Below are 14,792 nucleotides of genomic sequence, written 5' to 3'. Positions count from 1 at the left end.
CCCACGGACCCCGCACACCCCGTCACATCGCGCGCGTCACGGGGCCGTGATCTCGAAGGCCCACGGCAGGGAGTTCCACAGCTCCTCCCACTCGGCGTCGTCCATGGGTTCGAGGCCGCCCGCCCCGCCCAGGCCGGGCGCGAGCGTCTCGCTGGCGACGGTCACCTGGTCCATGCCCTCGGTGGCGCTCTGTTCGGCCTCCCGCACCAGCTGGGCGATCAGGTCCGAGATCTGGCCGAGCACGGACTCCACGTCGGTGCGCTCCACGTCGAGGCTGTCGGCGCAGTGGTCGGTCGCCGCGTCCTTCTCGTCCTCGGTGCCGTGGTACCAGACGCTGGCGAGCAGCTGGTCCTGCTCCTGGTCGGTCAGCTGCTCGCGGGTCAGCGGCCGCTCGACGCCCTCGCCCGGCGCGCGGCCGGTCCCCTCCCGGTCGGTGCCGATGTACTCGAAGACCACGAACTCCTCGATCAGGCACTGCTTGACGCGCCGCGCGCTGACACCCTCGGGAAGTCCGGATCCGGTGTCCGCCTCCTCGGCCGCGTCGCCCTGGTCCGTCCCGGTGTCCTGCCCGGCGTCCTCCTCAGCGGGTTCCCCGGCGGACTCAGCCGTGCCCTCGGACTCCCCGGCCGCCTCCTCGGGCGCGCCCCCGATCGACGCCTCCGTCACCTCGACCCCGTCGAACGCGTCGCTCTCCTGAGCCTGTTCGGCTTCCTCGTCGCCCGCGGCGGACTCCTCCGCGGCCTCGCCCGCCTCGCCCTCGGCCGTCCCGGCGTCCTGCTCGGCGGCCTCCTCGGACTCTTCGGTCTCACCGCTCTCCTCCGCCGCGGTGTCCGTGTCCCCCGGAGCGTCCGCTCCGGTCGACTCGCCTTCCTCGGCGGCCTCGTCCTCTCCGGTCTCGGCAGCCTCCGCGGCGTCTCCGGTCTCCTCGGCCCCGTCCTGGGCCTCGCTCTCGGCGTCCTCCTCCTGCCCCTCCTCGACGTCCGCGTCGGTCAACTCGACCACCGACTCGGCCATCCGCCGGAGCTCGTCGCCGTCCCAGCGCTCGGGCCGCAGGTGGGTGGCGACCGCCACCCCCGGCTCCACCATCCAGAACATGTCGCCCGTCGCCTCGGAGACGTAGGCCTCGCGCTCGACGTCACCCGCCTCGCCCACGCGCTCCAGACCCCGCTCGGGCAGGTGGGAGTAACGCAGTTCCCGCAGGTCCTCCAGCTTCTGGACCTGCTCCGAGCGCAGGACCGTCACCCGCCCGTAGAGCTGGTCGGGTCCCTGCACCCAGGAGATCTGCGACTGGCTGTTGCCCCGCCGGTCCAACAGCGAGGAGGCGTTGATCCCGTATCTGTCCAGCCCGGGTGGCAGGTATCCGATCTCGAACCCGTCGAGCTTGTACGAGGAGATCGCCTGCTCGACCATCGGCCAGCTCATCACCCGCGGGTCCTTGTCGTCCGCCGCCACCGCCGGCCCCGCGAGGCCTGTCAGCCCGGTGGTCGAGAGCGTGGCGGCGCCCAGGAGCGCGACCCACCTCGTGTGGTGCTTGCGCATCGTCGTCCCTTCCCATCGACTACTACTAGTGATGGTTCCAGGACTCTATGTGATTCACAGGGGGCTCTCCAGCCAAAACCGGCACATGACGTAATTCATGCGCTTCTTTGGGTGAAAGCGCGGGAACGGTGTGACCTGCCTTGCACCAGATGATGGGACGCCCATTACCCGACGCTCCGCGCACGGTCACCGAGCGGTCACCAGTCGCACTCACCCTGAGGGGGCAATCGGCCAGTCCACGCGAACTTGGGAGGTCCGGTGCGCCGCATCGGAATCGTCGTCGGAGCCGCTTCACTTCTCGTCACCGCCGGCGCCGGAGTCTCGGTCGGGGCGCCCGCCCCCGACGCCACGGGGCTCCGCACCGCCGAACCCGTCGCCGTCCAACACCCCGTCTTCGAGCGCCCGCTGATCGCCGTCGCCCACCGCGGCGCGTCGGGGCACGCACCGGAGAACACCCTCGCCGCCATCGACCGCGCCCACGAACTGGGAGCCGTGACCGTCGAGGTCGACGTCCAGCTGACCGCGGACGGCGAACCCGTGGTCCTGCACGACACCACCCTGGAGCGGACCACCGACGTCGAGGACGTCTTCCCCGACCGCGCGCCCTACCGGGTCGCGGACTTCACCATGGAGGAGATCCGTCGGCTCGACGCCGGATCCTGGTACGACGCCGAGTTCGCAGGGGAGCCCGTGCCCACCCTTGGCGAGGTGCTCGACCGCATGGAGGAGCACGGCCTCAACCTCCTGCTCGAGCTCAAGGAGCCCGCGCTCTACCCCGGACTGGAGCGGGCGGTCGCCGACGAACTGGAGGACCGCCGCGGCCACTGGTTCCGGCGCACCCCGCCCTGGCGGCCCCGCCGCCTGGTCGTCCAGAGCTTCGACTGGGAGTCCGTCCGCGAGTCCAAGGACCTGCTGCCCTCGGTGCCGCACGGCCTGCTCGGCGTGGTCCCCGAGGACCGGATCGCCGAATACGACTGGGCCCACATGATCAACCCCAACCACCGGCGCGTCGACGCCGACTACGTGGAGCGCGTCCACGACGCCGGATTGGAGATCATGCCGTACACGATCAACGACCGCGCCGTCATGGACGCCGTGCTGGAGCTGGGCGTCGACGGGTTCATCACCGACTACCCGGAGGTCGGCCGCGAGGCCGTCGACGAGTACCAGCGCCGCGAGCGCGTCACGATCGCACCGCCCGGGTTCCCGCTCGTCACCGGAGGCTGACACCCGGCCGTCCGCCCGCGTGGACACCGGTGGGAGGATCGGACCGACCGCACACCCGGCCCCGCCCCGGACGCGGCCCGCTGGCCGCGTACCGGGGCGGGGCCCAGGCGCGCAGGAGGCGTGGACCGACCGTGACCGACCGGCTCGACATTCCCCGTGAACACATCGACTGGCGGACCAAGGGACTGTGGTGGACGGGCGACCCCGTCACCCTGGAGGAGTTCGCCGACCGGCGGTTCGACCTCTTCACCGGACCGTTCACCTGGCCGCTCATGGTCCTGCGCTCCTCGGCGCTGGACCGCAACATCGCCGCGCTCGCCGCGTTCTCCGAACGGCACGGCCTCCCACTGGCCCCGCACGGGAAGACCTCCATGGCGCCGGCGCTGATCCAGCGCCAGCTGGACGCGGGAGCCTGGGGGGTCACCGCCGCCACCGCCAACCAGGTCCTGGACTACCGCCGTTTCGGGGTCCGCCGGATCATCCTCGCCAACGAACTCCTCGACCGGCGGGTGCTGCGCTGGGTCGCCGACGAACTCGACCGCGACCCCGGTTTCGACTTCCTCTTCTACGCCGACTCCGCGGAGGGCGTGACGGCCGCGGCCGGGGCCCTCGCCGACCGACCGGGCGGCCGGCCCCTGCGCGTGCTGGTCGAACGGGGCGTTCCGGGCGGACGCACCGGCTGCCGGACCCGCGAGGACCTGCTCTCCGTGGCCCGCGCCGTCGTCGCCGCCCCGGGCCTGGAGCTGGCGGGTGCGGCGGGCTACGAGGGGCCCCTGGGGGACGACGCCGACGCCGTGCGCGCGTTCCTGCGCGACCTGAGCGGCGACGCGGCGGCCCTCGCCGCCGAGCACGGCCTGGAGCGGCCGGTGCTGACCGTGGGCGGCAGCGCGTGGTTCGATCTGGTCGCCGAGGAGATCGGCGGCCGCGACGACGTCCTGCCGATCCTGCGCAGCGGCGCCTACGTCGCGCACGACGACGGCCTGTACCGGCGCACCACCCCCTACCGCCGCCTCCCCGAGGGTCCCGACGCCCTGGAGGGCGCCCTGGAGCTGTGGGCGCAGGTCGTCTCCGCGCCGGAGCGGGGGCGGGCCGTCGCCGCCCTGGGCCGCCGCGAGGCCAACCACGACCAGGGCTTCCCGATCCCCCGTACGCTGCGGCGCGCCGACGGCACGGCCGTGCGGGCCACGGGAGTGGAGATCACCGGCCTCAACGACCACCACGCGTACCTGCGGGTCCCGCCGGAACTGGACGTGCGACCCGGCGACCTGGTCTCCTTCGGGATCTCCCACCCGTGCACGGCCTTCGACCGCTGGCAGGTGATTCCCGTCGTGGACGACCGGGACACGGTCGTCGACGTGGTCGCCACCTACTTCTGACCGGCGCGCCTCACCAGCCCCGGACACCGGGCCGCGTCTGCCACGGACGCGGCCCCTCCAGCGGCCGGTACTCCACCCCGGCCGCGTCCAGCCGCTCCAGGTGCCGACGCAGGCGGGGCTCGAACTCGGCGTAGTCGCGCTCCCCGGAGGACCACACCTGCTCGGCGAAGGCGGTCGCGCGCGGGAACACCATGTAGTCCAGCGCGCGGGGCGTGTCGATGTGCTCGGTCCACACGTTGACCTGGGCCCCCAGCACGTGGCGCGCCTCGTCGTCGGTGAGCCCTCCCGGCACGGGCTCGGCCGTGTAGACGTCCTCGGTGCGCAGCAGCGTGCCCACCGGAACCGGTTCGTCGGGGGAGTCGGACTGCTTGTAGTCGAGGTAGGACGTGGCGGTCGGGGCCATGACCACGTCGTGTCCGGCGCGCGCCGCGGCCACGCCGCCCTCCTGGCCGCGCCAGGACATCACCGTCGCGCCCGGGGCGAGCCCCCCTTCCAGGATCTCGTCCCACCCGACCAGCCTGCGTCCCCGCCCGGTGAGGTGTGCGTCGAGCTGCCGGACGAACCAGCTCTGGAGCCCGTCCTCGCCGCCCAGCCCCTCCTCGCGGATCCGGCGCTGGGCGGACGCGCTCCCCTTCCACTGCGTCTTGGGGCACTCGTCGCCGCCCACGTGCACGTACGTGCTCGGGAAGAGCTCCAGCAGCTCGTCGAACACGTTCTTGTAGAACTCCAGCACGTTGTCGGTGACGCCCAGGACCTCGTCGAAGACCCCCCACTGGGTCCCGACCGGGATCGCCCCGCTCTCGCCCAGCTCGGGGTAGGCGTGGATGGCGGCCTGGGAGTGTCCGGGGACGTCGATCTCCGGAACCACCGTGATGTGGCGGGCCGCCGCGTAGGCGACGATCTCGCGGATGTCGTCCTGGGTGTAGAACCCGCCGTGGGGACGCCCGTCGAACACCGCCGGGCGGCCCGCCCCGACCTGGCTCTCGGCGCGCCAGGAACCGGCCTCGGTCAGCCTCGGGTACCGCCGGATCTGGATCCGCCACCCCTGGTCGTCGGTCAGGTGCAGGTGGAGGACGTTGAGCTTGTGCATGGCCAGCAGGTCGACGAACCGCAGGACCTCGCGCTTGGGCGCGAAGTGCCGCGCCACGTCCAGCATCACGCCGCGCCAACGGAACCGCGGCCCGTCGGTGACGCGCACCGCGGGCAGGGTCCACGCGACCCCGTCCAGCGGCGCGCCTCGGTAGGCGTCGGCGGGCAGCAGCTGGCGCAGCGTCTGGGCGCCGTAGAACACCCCGGCCGGGTCGTGGCCGACGACGATCGCGCCCTCCTCGTCCACGATCAACCGGTAGCCCTCCGGGCCGAGCCCCGCCGTCCGGTCCACGCTGAGCCGGATCCGCGCGTCGTCCTCGTCACCGGCGTGCAGCGGGAGTCCAGTGGACGCGCCGAGTTCACGCTGGAGCCACGCGAGTGTTCCCCTGGCCTCGGGGTCTGCGGAGACCCTGGTGGCCGTGGTGAGCGTGAAACCGCCGGAGTCACCCGGAACCGCCTGGTCGGGACGGGGGACGAGCGGCCGGTCGTCGAGACGGGGGGAGGAAGTGTCAGGCACGGGCAGGTGCTCCTATCCGGTCTAGACCAATACCGGACATCCTGCCATGAGCGGGCCCGGGACCGCATCCCGGTCCGACGGGGCGACGACGCGACGCGCCCGGTCCGCGGCCGTGTCCTGGACACCCGATACGCAGTCTTGACCGGTCCGATCCCTTAGGGCTCCCCGCCGTGCGGCACACGTAGGAACAGGTGCTCCGACCAGGCTCGGAACGCCGATGGCGGGCGCGGGAGGCCAACCGGGACCCCTGACCCGGGGGTAGGGCGGGCACCACCGCCGGACGGGGGCTGTCGTTATCGCCAACCCCGGTCGCCCGTCCGTAGCGTGAGAGCCACATCCGGAGCCGGCGAAGGGACGGGACCGAGTGTCAGGGGATGCGGCGATGCGGTCACGGCGCGGAACGTCGGCGTCAGCCACCCGGCGGTGGTGCTGATGCTGTGGTCCGTCCTCATCGCCGTGGCGGGGGCCTTCACCCTGGCACTCGGCTCGGCGCTCCAGGAGCGCGACGCCGTCAGGGCGCCGGGGAAGAAAGTCGCCAGAGCCGGGTTCCTGCTGCACCTGCTGCGCCAGCCCCGGTGGCTGATCGGCAGCGGCGCGGCGGTCCTTGGGGCGTGCCTGCACCTCGTGGCGCTCAGCGGGGCCCCGCTCACGATCATCCAGCCGATCGGCGTCACCGGCCTCCTCTTCGCGATCGTCCTGTCGACCCTGTTCAACCACCAGAGGGTCAGTGCCTGGCAGGTCACCGCCGGGGTGGCCGTCATGGCGGGCCTGGTCGGACTCCTGTGGCTGTTCCCGCACGGCGCCGAGACGCCCGTCATGCGGGTGGGGACGGCGCTGACGCTGGCGGGCGCCGCCCTCGGGCTCGGCCTGGCCGTGTACCTCACCGCGCACTGGACGCCCAGCGGTGCGCGCGCCCTGCTCCTGGCCCTGGCGGGCGGAGCGGCCATGGGCACCACGTCCGGTCTGGCCCGTGTGATCGCCGCCAACACCGTCGGCGACTGGACCGACCTGTTCGGCTGGCTGACCCCGCTCGCCGTGCTCACGGCGGTCTTCGGCGCCCTGCTCATGCAGAACGCCTATCGGACCGGCCACTTCGCGGCGGCCTACGCGACGCTGCTCATCACCGACCCCGTCGTCGGCGTGGGGATCGGCGCCCTCCTGCTGGGGGAGGGGGTCCCCGAGACCACCGCCGCCCAGGCGGCGGCCGCGGGCTTCGCCGCCCTGGCGATCGCCGGAACCATCGCCCTGGCCCGGACCCGCCACCGCAACCCCGAGGCCCTGGAGGCCGGGGGGCCGGTGCGGTCCGGCGCCCGTACCCGTACCCGTTGAAGGAGAACCCATGGCCAAGTCCGACCGTGTGCTGCGCGTGCTCATCGCCACGGACACGTACCCGCCCGACGTCAACGGCGCCGGGTATTTCACCCACCGGTTGGCCGAGGGGCTGGCGGGGCGCGGGCACCGCGTCCACGTGATCTGCCCCTCCGACCACGGGGACCCGTACGTGACCGTGAACGGCGGAGTGACCGAGCACCGGCTGCGGTCGGCCTCCATCCCGCTCCAGGAGTCGATGCGGATGGCGGTCCCGCTGGGCATCGGCGGGCACACGGCGCGGCTCGTGGCGCGCCTGGACCCGGACGTGGTCCACGTGCAGAGCCACTTCCCGGTCAGCCGGACCGCGCTCCGCAGGGGCCGCGCGGCGGGTGTGCCGGTCGTGTTCACCAACCACTTCATGCCGGACAACCTGTACGCGCACGCCCACCTGCCGCAGGGGGTGCACACGGTGGCGGGTTCGATCGCCTGGCGCGACATGGTGCGCGTGGCGGCCGCGGCCGACCACGTGACCACGCCGACGCCGCGCGCGGCCCGGCTCCTGCGGGAGAAGGGCTTCGCCCGGGCGGTGGAGGCCATCTCCTGCGGGATCGACCTGGAGCGCTTCCACCCCCGTGCCGGGGAGCGGGCGGGCGCGCGCGCCCGGTTCGGACTGCCCGACCGCGACACGATCGTCTTCGTGGGGCGGCTCGACGTGGAGAAGCGCATCGACGACACCGTCCGCGCCCTGGCGCGCGTGGTGCCGGAGCACGACGCGCAGCTGGTCCTGGCGGGCACCGGCCAGCGTGAGCTGGAGCTGCGCGCGCTCGCCGCCGAACTCGGGATCGCCGACCGCGTGCGCTTCCTGGGCTTCGTGCCGGACGAGGACCTGCCGCTGGTGTACGCGACCGGGGACGTCTTCGCGATCGCCGGAGTGGCCGAGCTCCAGAGCATCGCGACGCTGGAGGCGATGTCCAGCGGGCTGCCGGTCCTGGCCGCCGACGCGATGGCCCTGCCGCACCTGGTCGAGGAGGGGCGCAACGGGTTCCTCTTCCCTCCGGGCGACGTGGACGTGCTGGCCGACCGCCTGCGGACGGTCCTGGGGTCTGACGACCGCCGCCGCGCGATGGGCGGGGCGAGCCGAGAGATGGCGCTGCGGCACGACCACCACCGTTCCCTGGAGCGGTTCGAGTCCGTCTACGCGGGCCTGGGCGCGACCGCGCCCGCGCCCGTGCGCCTGGAGCGGGTGGTCGCCGCCTGATCCGAGGACGTCAACGATTGATGTCCGTTATGTCACTTTCCGCATTCTTTGCGCGGTGGATCGTGAACTCGGGTCTCATCAGGAAATACCTGACGATGTGTGGTTCGAGGGCATCAGCGGACGGGTCGGGGTCGGCCGGCTCGTTCGCGTCGGCAACGCGACGGAGGGCCTCACCGATCGGCTGATCAGGGCTGAACGGGAGGCCCACACCCACGAGCGCGACATGTCCGAGTTCGAGCGAGAACGCATCGATCTGGAGCACCGGGTGGTGCGGATGGAGGCCGAGCTCGACGCCCTGCGCCGGAGGAGACTGGAGGCCTACGCGCGCTGGTGGCACGCCCGGGACGACCGGGACCGGGCCCTCCACGTCTGCAGGAGGCTGCGGCGGCGCATCAACCGGACACGGCGCCGGAGGTAGATCCTCGGAGCGCGTTCCCGCCCCCGTGTCGACCGGGGCCGCGGGGGCGTTCCGCCGCCCTCCGTGCGCGCACGTCCCCGCCGCCCGGAACGGGTTCGCGCGCTCGTGCGCGCGGGCGTCACACGTCCCGCACGGGACCGCGTACGGTCGGACCCCTCCCGGACAGGTGCTCCCCGACCTCGGCGGCGGCGTCGCGCAGCGCGGCCAGGGTGACCTGCACGGCCGGGCGCCGCAGCGTCGCCGGGCGCAGCACCGCGTACACGTGCCGCACGGGCGCCGAGTCGGAAAGGCGCCGGTAGACCAGGCCGGCCGGGGCGCCCACCATGGCCAGCGCGGGCACGGCCGCGATGCCGACGCCTCGGGAGACCAGGCTCAGAATCGTCCCCAGTCCCTCGAACTCCCAGGCCGCGCCCGGCAGGCCGCCCACCTCCGCCAGCAGCCGGTCCGTGCCGTACCGCGACCGCTCCCCCTCGGGGGCCACGATCCACGACTCGCCGAGCAGGCGCTCCAGCTCCAGGGGTTCGTCCGGATCCGCCAACCGGTGGCCCTCGGGCAGCGCCAGCACCAGCGGGTCGCGCAACAGGTGGACGTGGCGCAGCCCGCTCTCCGGTCCGCGCCCGGGATGCTGACCCGTCCAGTCGTCGACCAGGGCGATGTCCACCTCGCGTGACCGCACCTTCTGCGTACCCGTCGACTGCGTCGTCTGCCGCAGCACCAGCTGCATGTTCTCGTGCGCGCGCAGGGCGGGAGCGAGCAGGGGGGCGAAGGCCACGGCCGCCGTCGGGAACGCCGTGACGGTCACCACACCGATCGCGACGTCGGCCTGCTCGGCCAGGACCGCCTCGGTCGCCTCGACCAGGGCCAGGATCTCCTCGGCCTGGGTGACCAGGAGCCGCCCGGCGTCGGTCAGCTCGGCGCCCCGGGGCGAACGGTCGAGGAGCTCCACCCCCGTCTCCCGTTCGAGGGTCGCCAGTTGCTGTGACACGGCCGAGGGGGTGTAGCCGAGGGCGGCTGCCGTGGCCGCGATCGTGCCCCGTGCGCTGAACTCACGGAGGAGTTGGAGCCGTCGAAGATCGAGCATAAGTTCAGCTTACGCTCACCATCGAAAAGACTCGCTTGTGCTGATGGAAGTACGGAGGCATGCTGAGTAGTGACAGACCGTCACCCCATGGTGCGGTCAAGCGCCAGAACATGAGCCGGAGATGAGTCCTCGATGACCGTCACTGTGTCCGCGACCCTCGCCGTCAACGAAGCCCTCGCCGAGAAGCGACGCCAGGGCCTCAGCGTCCTGCCACTCGGCTTCGGTGAGGCCGGTCTCCCGGTTCACCCGGTGATGAGGGACCAACTCTCCGCCGGGAACGGCGCCAACGCCTACGGGCCGGTCGCCGGAACCGCCGCCCTGCGCGAGGCGGCCGCGGGGTACTGGGCGCGGCGTGGTCTGGCGACCGACCCAGGGATGGTCATCGCCGGTCCCGGCAGCAAGCCGCTGCTCTACAGCCTCCTGCTGGAGATCGGCGGCGACACGGCCATCGCGGCGCCCAGCTGGGTGAGCTACGCGGCGCAGAGCCGCCTGGTGGGCCAGCGGCCGCTCATGGTCCCCACGGCCACGGGCCAGGGAGGGGTGCCCCAGCCCGACCTGCTGCACGCCGCGGTCACCGGAGCGCGGGAGCAGGGCCGCACCGTCAACGCCGTCATCGTCACCCTGCCCGACAACCCGACCGGCACCGTGGCCGGGCCGGACACGGTACGCCGCCTGGCCGAGGTGGCCCGTGAACTCGACCTCGTCGTCATCTCGGACGAGATCTACCGCGACCTCGTCCACCCCACCGCGTCCGGAGAGGCGGCGACCGAGGTGCGCAGCCCGGCCGAGTTCGCGCCCGAGCGCACCGTCGTCTCCACCGGACTGAGCAAGAACCTGGCCCTGGGCGGCTGGCGGATCGGCGTCCTGCGCCTGCCCGACTCCGAGATCGGGCGCCGGCTGCGCGGCGGACTGCTGGGTCTGGCCAGCGAGATCTGGTCGAGCCCCTCCGCGCCCGTCCAGGCGGCCGCCGCCCACGCCTTCACCGAGCCCGCCGAACTCGTCGACCACATCGACCGCAGCCGCCGCCTGCACGGCCTCGTCGCCCGCGCCGTCACGGACGTGTTCGTCCGCGCGGGAGCCGCGGTCGCCGCCCCGCGCGCGGCGTTCTACCTCTACCCGGACTTCGAACCGCACCGCGACCGGCTGGCCGCCGCGCACGGGGTGGCCACCGGGCCGGAGCTGACCGGCCTGCTCCTGGACCGCTACGGCATGGGCGTCCTGCCCGCCGCCGAGTTCGGCGAGGGGGTCGAGGCCCTGCGGATGCGGGTCGCCACCAGCCTGCTCTACGGCGACACCGAGGAGCGCCGCTACGCCGCCCTCGCCGCCACGGACCCGCTGGCCCTGCCCTGGATCCGCGCGCACCTCGACCGCCTGGAGGAGGTGCTGGACTCGCTGCTCGGCGACGAGCCCGGCCCGAGGGCGGCCGAACGCCGGGACGGCGCCGAGCCCCTGTACTGCTGAGGACCCGGACCGCGCCCGTCACGCTAAGGGGGCGAGACGGCCGCGTCCCGCCGGCCTCCCCCGGACCCGCTCCGGGGGAGGCCTTCCCCGGACCTCCGGCCCTCGCCGCGACGCCCGCCGGGTCCCGGCCGCGGGGCTCAGGCGGAGCCGGGGGTGGTGCGCGACAGGGGGCCGTGCCGGAGCCCTCCCGAGTGCGCCTGGCGGGCCAGCTCCTGGCTCGGGGCGATCACCGACCGGTAGTGCTCGACCAACTGGGCGCCCACCGCCTCCCACGTGCGGTGCGCCACGGACGGGCGCGCCGCGGCCGCCATCCGTTCCCGCGCCTGGCCGTTGTGCGCCAGACGCCCCACCGCCACCCGCAGCTCCCGCACGGAGTCGGGGTCGTACAGCAGGCCGTTGTGCTCGGGGAGGACCAGGTCCACGGGGCCGCCGGAGTTCGGGGCCACCGCCGGCACCCCCGACGCGAGCGCCTCCTGGACCGCCTGGCAGAAGGTCTCGTCGGCGCCCGTGTGCACGAACACGTCCATCGACGCGTACAGCCGTGAGAGCTCGTCCCCGGTCCGCTGCCCGGTGAACACCGCGTCGGGCAGGCGGCGGCGCAGGCGGGACCGCTCGGGGCCGTCCCCCACGACCACGAGCCTGATCCCGCGCAGCCTCGCCACGTGGGTCAGAAGATCGACCCGCTTGTCCTTGGCCAGGCGTCCGACGTAGCCCACGATGGTCTGGCCCTCGGGGGCCAGCCGGCGACGCAGCTCCTCGTCGCGGTGCTCGGGGGAGAAGCGCGCGGTGTCCACCCCGCGCTGCCACAGGTCCAGCCGCGGGAACCCGTGGTCGGCCAGGGACTCCATCGTGGACGTGGACGGCACCAGCGTGCGGTCGACGGCGGAGTGCACGCGGCGCAGCAGCGGCCACACGGCCTCGCCCCCGGGCAGTCCGTACCGTCCGGCGAACCCGGCCAGGTCGGTCTGGAACACGGCCACGGTCGGCAGCGCCCACCGCCGGGCGGCCTCGACGGCCGCGAGGCCGAGCAGGGCGGGCGAGGCCAGGTGCACGACGTCGGGGGCGAAGGCGCGGATGGCGGCGGTCATCGTGCGCCGGGCGGGCAGCCCGACGGCGAAGTCCCGGTAGAAGGGCAGGGGCAGCGAGGGCAGGCGGACGACGGGGAAGCCCGCGTAGGAGCTCGGCCCGTGGCCCGGGGCCAGGACGACGGCCTGGTGGCCCTCGGCGGCGAGGAGGTCGGCGACGCGGCACACGGAGTTGGTCACGCCGTTGACCTGTGGGAGGAAGGACTCGGTCACGATCGCCACGCGCAACGGCCGAGCGGGTCGCTTCGCCGGAGTCAGTCCGTTCAGGGCATCGGTCGGGGACATTCGCAGGGCTCCCAACACCAGGGGGATGTCTGATCCCGACGCTAGGTTCGGGGGGTGAACCGGGATCGGGCCCGCGGGGAACCGAAGCCGAAGGTCAGGGGTGGTTTCGCCGAGCACGTGGTGACGCGGGTCGTGCGGCCGCGTGGCCAACCGGTGGCCCGACGGTGGATAGGATCGCCTTCCGTAGCCGCGTTTCAACCCTAGGGAGTCGTTCGGTGACCCTCGTGGAATGGGCGGAGCTGGTCCGCGCCGAGCTGGACCTGACCGGCGTCGAACCCGTCGAGAAGGCGGACGTCGACCGCGTCCTCGACCTGGCCAGGGACGCCGCCCACTCCGTGGCGCGCCCCGCGGCGCCACTCACCACGTACCTGCTCGGCATCGCGGTGGGCCGGGGAGCGGATCCCGACGCCGCCGCGGCGGCCCTCAGCAGACTCGCCCTGGCGCAGGGAGACGGCGCCGCGGACGCCTGACGACGCCGATCCCGCGGCGCCGAAACGGTTGCGACGGTCGACCGTGACGCCATCGTGACGAACCGCTGCAAACCTGACACCACCTCTCCGGGTGTCCCGGCCCGGTGGGCACCGTTCCTTCGGGAAGGCCGCCCCGCGGACCGCGGGCGCACGACCATCCCCCGGTATCTGATCGTGAATAGGGAGATCCCCGCATGGATCAATTCCTCGACATGGCCGCGCAGGTCAGCAGCATCATCTGGGGGCCGTGGGTCCTCATCCCGCTGCTGCTCGGCGTCGGCGTCTTCCTGACCGTCCGGCTGCGGCTGCTCCAGCTCCTCCGGCTGCCCCACGCCCTGTGGCTGGCCTTCGTCCGCCGTAAGGAGGACGACTCCGTCGAGGGCGACATCTCCCACTACCAGGCCCTGAGCACAGCGCTCGCCGCCACCGTCGGGGTCGGCAACATCGCCGGCGCCGCGCTCGCCATCGGACTGGGCGGCCCCGGCGCGCTGTTCTGGATGTGGATCGTCGGCTTCTTCGGCATGGCGACCAAGTACAGCGAGGCGCTGCTCGGCGTCATGTTCCGCCGCACCGATGCCAAGGGCGAGCAGAGCGGCGGCCCGATGTTCTACCTCAAGTACGGACTGCCGGGCGGGCTCGGCGCCACGCTGGGCGTGGCCTTCGCGGTGTTCGGCGCCGTCGCCGCCTTCGGTATCGGCAACGGCACCCAGGCCAACGCCGTCTCGCAGCAGATCACCAACATCACGCCGCTCGAACCGTGGATGGTAGGCCTGGCGCTGATGGTGCTCGCGGGCGCCGTCATCCTCGGCGGCATCAGGAGCATCGGCCGCGTGGCCTCCGCCCTCGTCCCGCTGATGATCATCGCCTACATCGGCGTCGCCCTGCTCATCCTCATCGTGAACTGGGCGAACATCGTTCCGGCGCTCGTGCTCGTGGTCACCGACGCGTTCACGGGGACCGCCCCGGTCGGCGGGTTCGCCGGAGCGGGCGTCATGATGGCCATCCAGCTGGGCTTCGCCCGCGGCATCTTCTCCAACGAGTCGGGCCTGGGCACCGGCGCCATCGCCGCCGCGGCCGCCAAGACCCGGCAGCCCGTCCGCCAGGCGATGGTCTCCATGACCCAGACCTTCATCGACACGATCATCGTCGTCACGATGACGTGCCTGGTCATCATCACGACCGGGGTCTGGCAGGGCGAGAACAGCGGCGACGGCTCGCTGCTGACCACGGACGCCATGACCACCGGTCTCGGCATGATCAGCCCCGGACTGGCCCCGGTGGGCACCTACGTCGTGGCGATCTCCGTCGCGGTGTTCGCGTTCACCACGCTGCTCGGTTGGGCGTACTACGGCGAGCGGTGCGTGGAGTTCCTCGGCGGCCGCCGACTCGTCCTCCCGTACCGGCTGGTGTTCATCGCGGTCATCTACGTCGGCTCGGTCGCCGCGCTGGACTCGGTGTGGCTGTTCAGCGACATCGCCAACGGTCTCATGGCGCTGCCCAACCTCATCGGTCTCCTGCTGCTGTCGCCGGTCGTGGTGGCCGAGACCCGGAAGTTCTTCTCCCACCCGGACTGGAAGAACCCGGACGCCGTCATGGAGGACGTGCGCAAGTAGCGCCCACCCCCAGGGGGTGGACGCGAGGAGGGGGACCGCGCCCGGCGCGGTCCCCCTCCGTG

At 73.1% G+C, this 14,792-nt stretch carries 12 protein-coding genes; 8 read left to right on the top strand and 4 right to left on the bottom strand.

What is annotated here, in order from left to right; genetic code table 11:
* Positions 1–36 precede the first annotated feature (36 nt).
* Positions 37–1,539 carry a hypothetical protein gene (locus ACIBFB_RS04310; protein ID WP_397226048.1) on the bottom strand — a complete coding sequence of 501 codons (1,503 nt, stop codon included), beginning with the start codon at positions 1,537–1,539 and terminating at the stop codon, positions 37–39.
* Positions 1,540–1,797: 258 nt separating this feature from the next.
* On the opposite strand from ACIBFB_RS04310, the gene ACIBFB_RS04305 reads away from it, so the two are divergent.
* Complete coding sequence (locus ACIBFB_RS04305; RefSeq protein ID WP_397226046.1) at positions 1,798–2,766, top strand: glycerophosphodiester phosphodiesterase; 969 nt, start codon at positions 1,798–1,800, stop codon at positions 2,764–2,766.
* Positions 2,767–2,897: 131 nt separating this feature from the next.
* Complete coding sequence (locus tag ACIBFB_RS04300) at positions 2,898–4,142, top strand: alanine racemase (RefSeq protein WP_397226044.1); 1,245 nt, start codon at positions 2,898–2,900, stop codon at positions 4,140–4,142.
* 10 nt (positions 4,143–4,152) lie between these two features.
* Here ACIBFB_RS04300 and ACIBFB_RS04295 read toward each other — a convergent pair whose 3' ends face one another.
* Complete coding sequence (locus ACIBFB_RS04295; RefSeq protein WP_397226042.1) at positions 4,153–5,748, bottom strand: beta-N-acetylhexosaminidase; 1,596 nt, start codon at positions 5,746–5,748, stop codon at positions 4,153–4,155.
* Between the two features lie 432 nt (positions 5,749–6,180).
* Here ACIBFB_RS04295 and ACIBFB_RS04290 point away from each other — a divergent pair, with 432 nt between their 5' ends.
* The 3 genes from ACIBFB_RS04290 to ACIBFB_RS04280 all read left to right on the top strand — a co-directional run bounded on the left by ACIBFB_RS04290 (position 6,181) and on the right by ACIBFB_RS04280 (position 8,735).
* Positions 6,181–7,077: a DMT family transporter gene (locus ACIBFB_RS04290; protein WP_397226433.1), complete on the top strand. Its 897-nt coding sequence runs from the start codon at positions 6,181–6,183 to the stop codon at positions 7,075–7,077.
* Positions 7,078–7,087: 10 nt separating this feature from the next.
* Positions 7,088–8,317, top strand: a complete 1,230-nt coding sequence (locus tag ACIBFB_RS04285; protein ID WP_397226040.1) for a glycosyltransferase — start codon at positions 7,088–7,090, stop codon at positions 8,315–8,317.
* A 97-nt stretch (positions 8,318–8,414) separates the two neighbouring features.
* Positions 8,415–8,735 carry a hypothetical protein gene (locus ACIBFB_RS04280; protein ID WP_397226038.1) on the top strand — a complete coding sequence of 107 codons (321 nt, stop codon included), beginning with the start codon at positions 8,415–8,417 and terminating at the stop codon, positions 8,733–8,735.
* Between the two features lie 118 nt (positions 8,736–8,853).
* On the opposite strand, the gene ACIBFB_RS04275 is transcribed toward ACIBFB_RS04280, so the two are convergent.
* Entirely contained in the window at positions 8,854–9,816 is a 963-nt protein-coding gene (locus ACIBFB_RS04275) for a LysR family transcriptional regulator (protein ID WP_397226036.1), read from the bottom strand.
* A 132-nt stretch (positions 9,817–9,948) separates the two neighbouring features.
* Here ACIBFB_RS04275 and ACIBFB_RS04270 point away from each other — a divergent pair, with 132 nt between their 5' ends.
* Entirely contained in the window at positions 9,949–11,277 is a 1,329-nt protein-coding gene (locus tag ACIBFB_RS04270) for a pyridoxal phosphate-dependent aminotransferase (protein WP_397226034.1), read from the top strand.
* Positions 11,278–11,414: 137 nt separating this feature from the next.
* Here the strand turns inward: ACIBFB_RS04270 and ACIBFB_RS04265 are convergent, their stop codons facing one another.
* Positions 11,415–12,647, bottom strand: a complete 1,233-nt coding sequence (locus ACIBFB_RS04265) for a glycosyltransferase family 4 protein (RefSeq protein ID WP_397226032.1) — start codon at positions 12,645–12,647, stop codon at positions 11,415–11,417.
* 215 nt (positions 12,648–12,862) lie between these two features.
* Here ACIBFB_RS04265 and ACIBFB_RS04260 point away from each other — a divergent pair, with 215 nt between their 5' ends.
* Both ACIBFB_RS04260 and ACIBFB_RS04255 read left to right on the top strand, forming a co-directional pair.
* Positions 12,863–13,117, top strand: a complete 255-nt coding sequence (locus tag ACIBFB_RS04260; RefSeq protein WP_397226030.1) for a DUF6457 domain-containing protein — start codon at positions 12,863–12,865, stop codon at positions 13,115–13,117.
* A gap of 194 nt (positions 13,118–13,311) precedes the next feature.
* A complete protein-coding gene (locus tag ACIBFB_RS04255) occupies positions 13,312–14,730 on the top strand; it encodes an alanine/glycine:cation symporter family protein (protein WP_397226028.1) in 1,419 nt (472 codons plus the stop codon).
* Positions 14,731–14,792: the final 62 nt, after the last annotated feature.

This window comes from Nocardiopsis sp. NPDC050513 (assembly GCF_044457925.1).
Taxonomy (GTDB): domain Bacteria; phylum Actinomycetota; class Actinomycetes; order Streptosporangiales; family Streptosporangiaceae; genus Nocardiopsis.
Note: the sequence above shows the minus strand (reverse complement) of the source record. Positions and strands in the feature narration are given on the sequence as shown.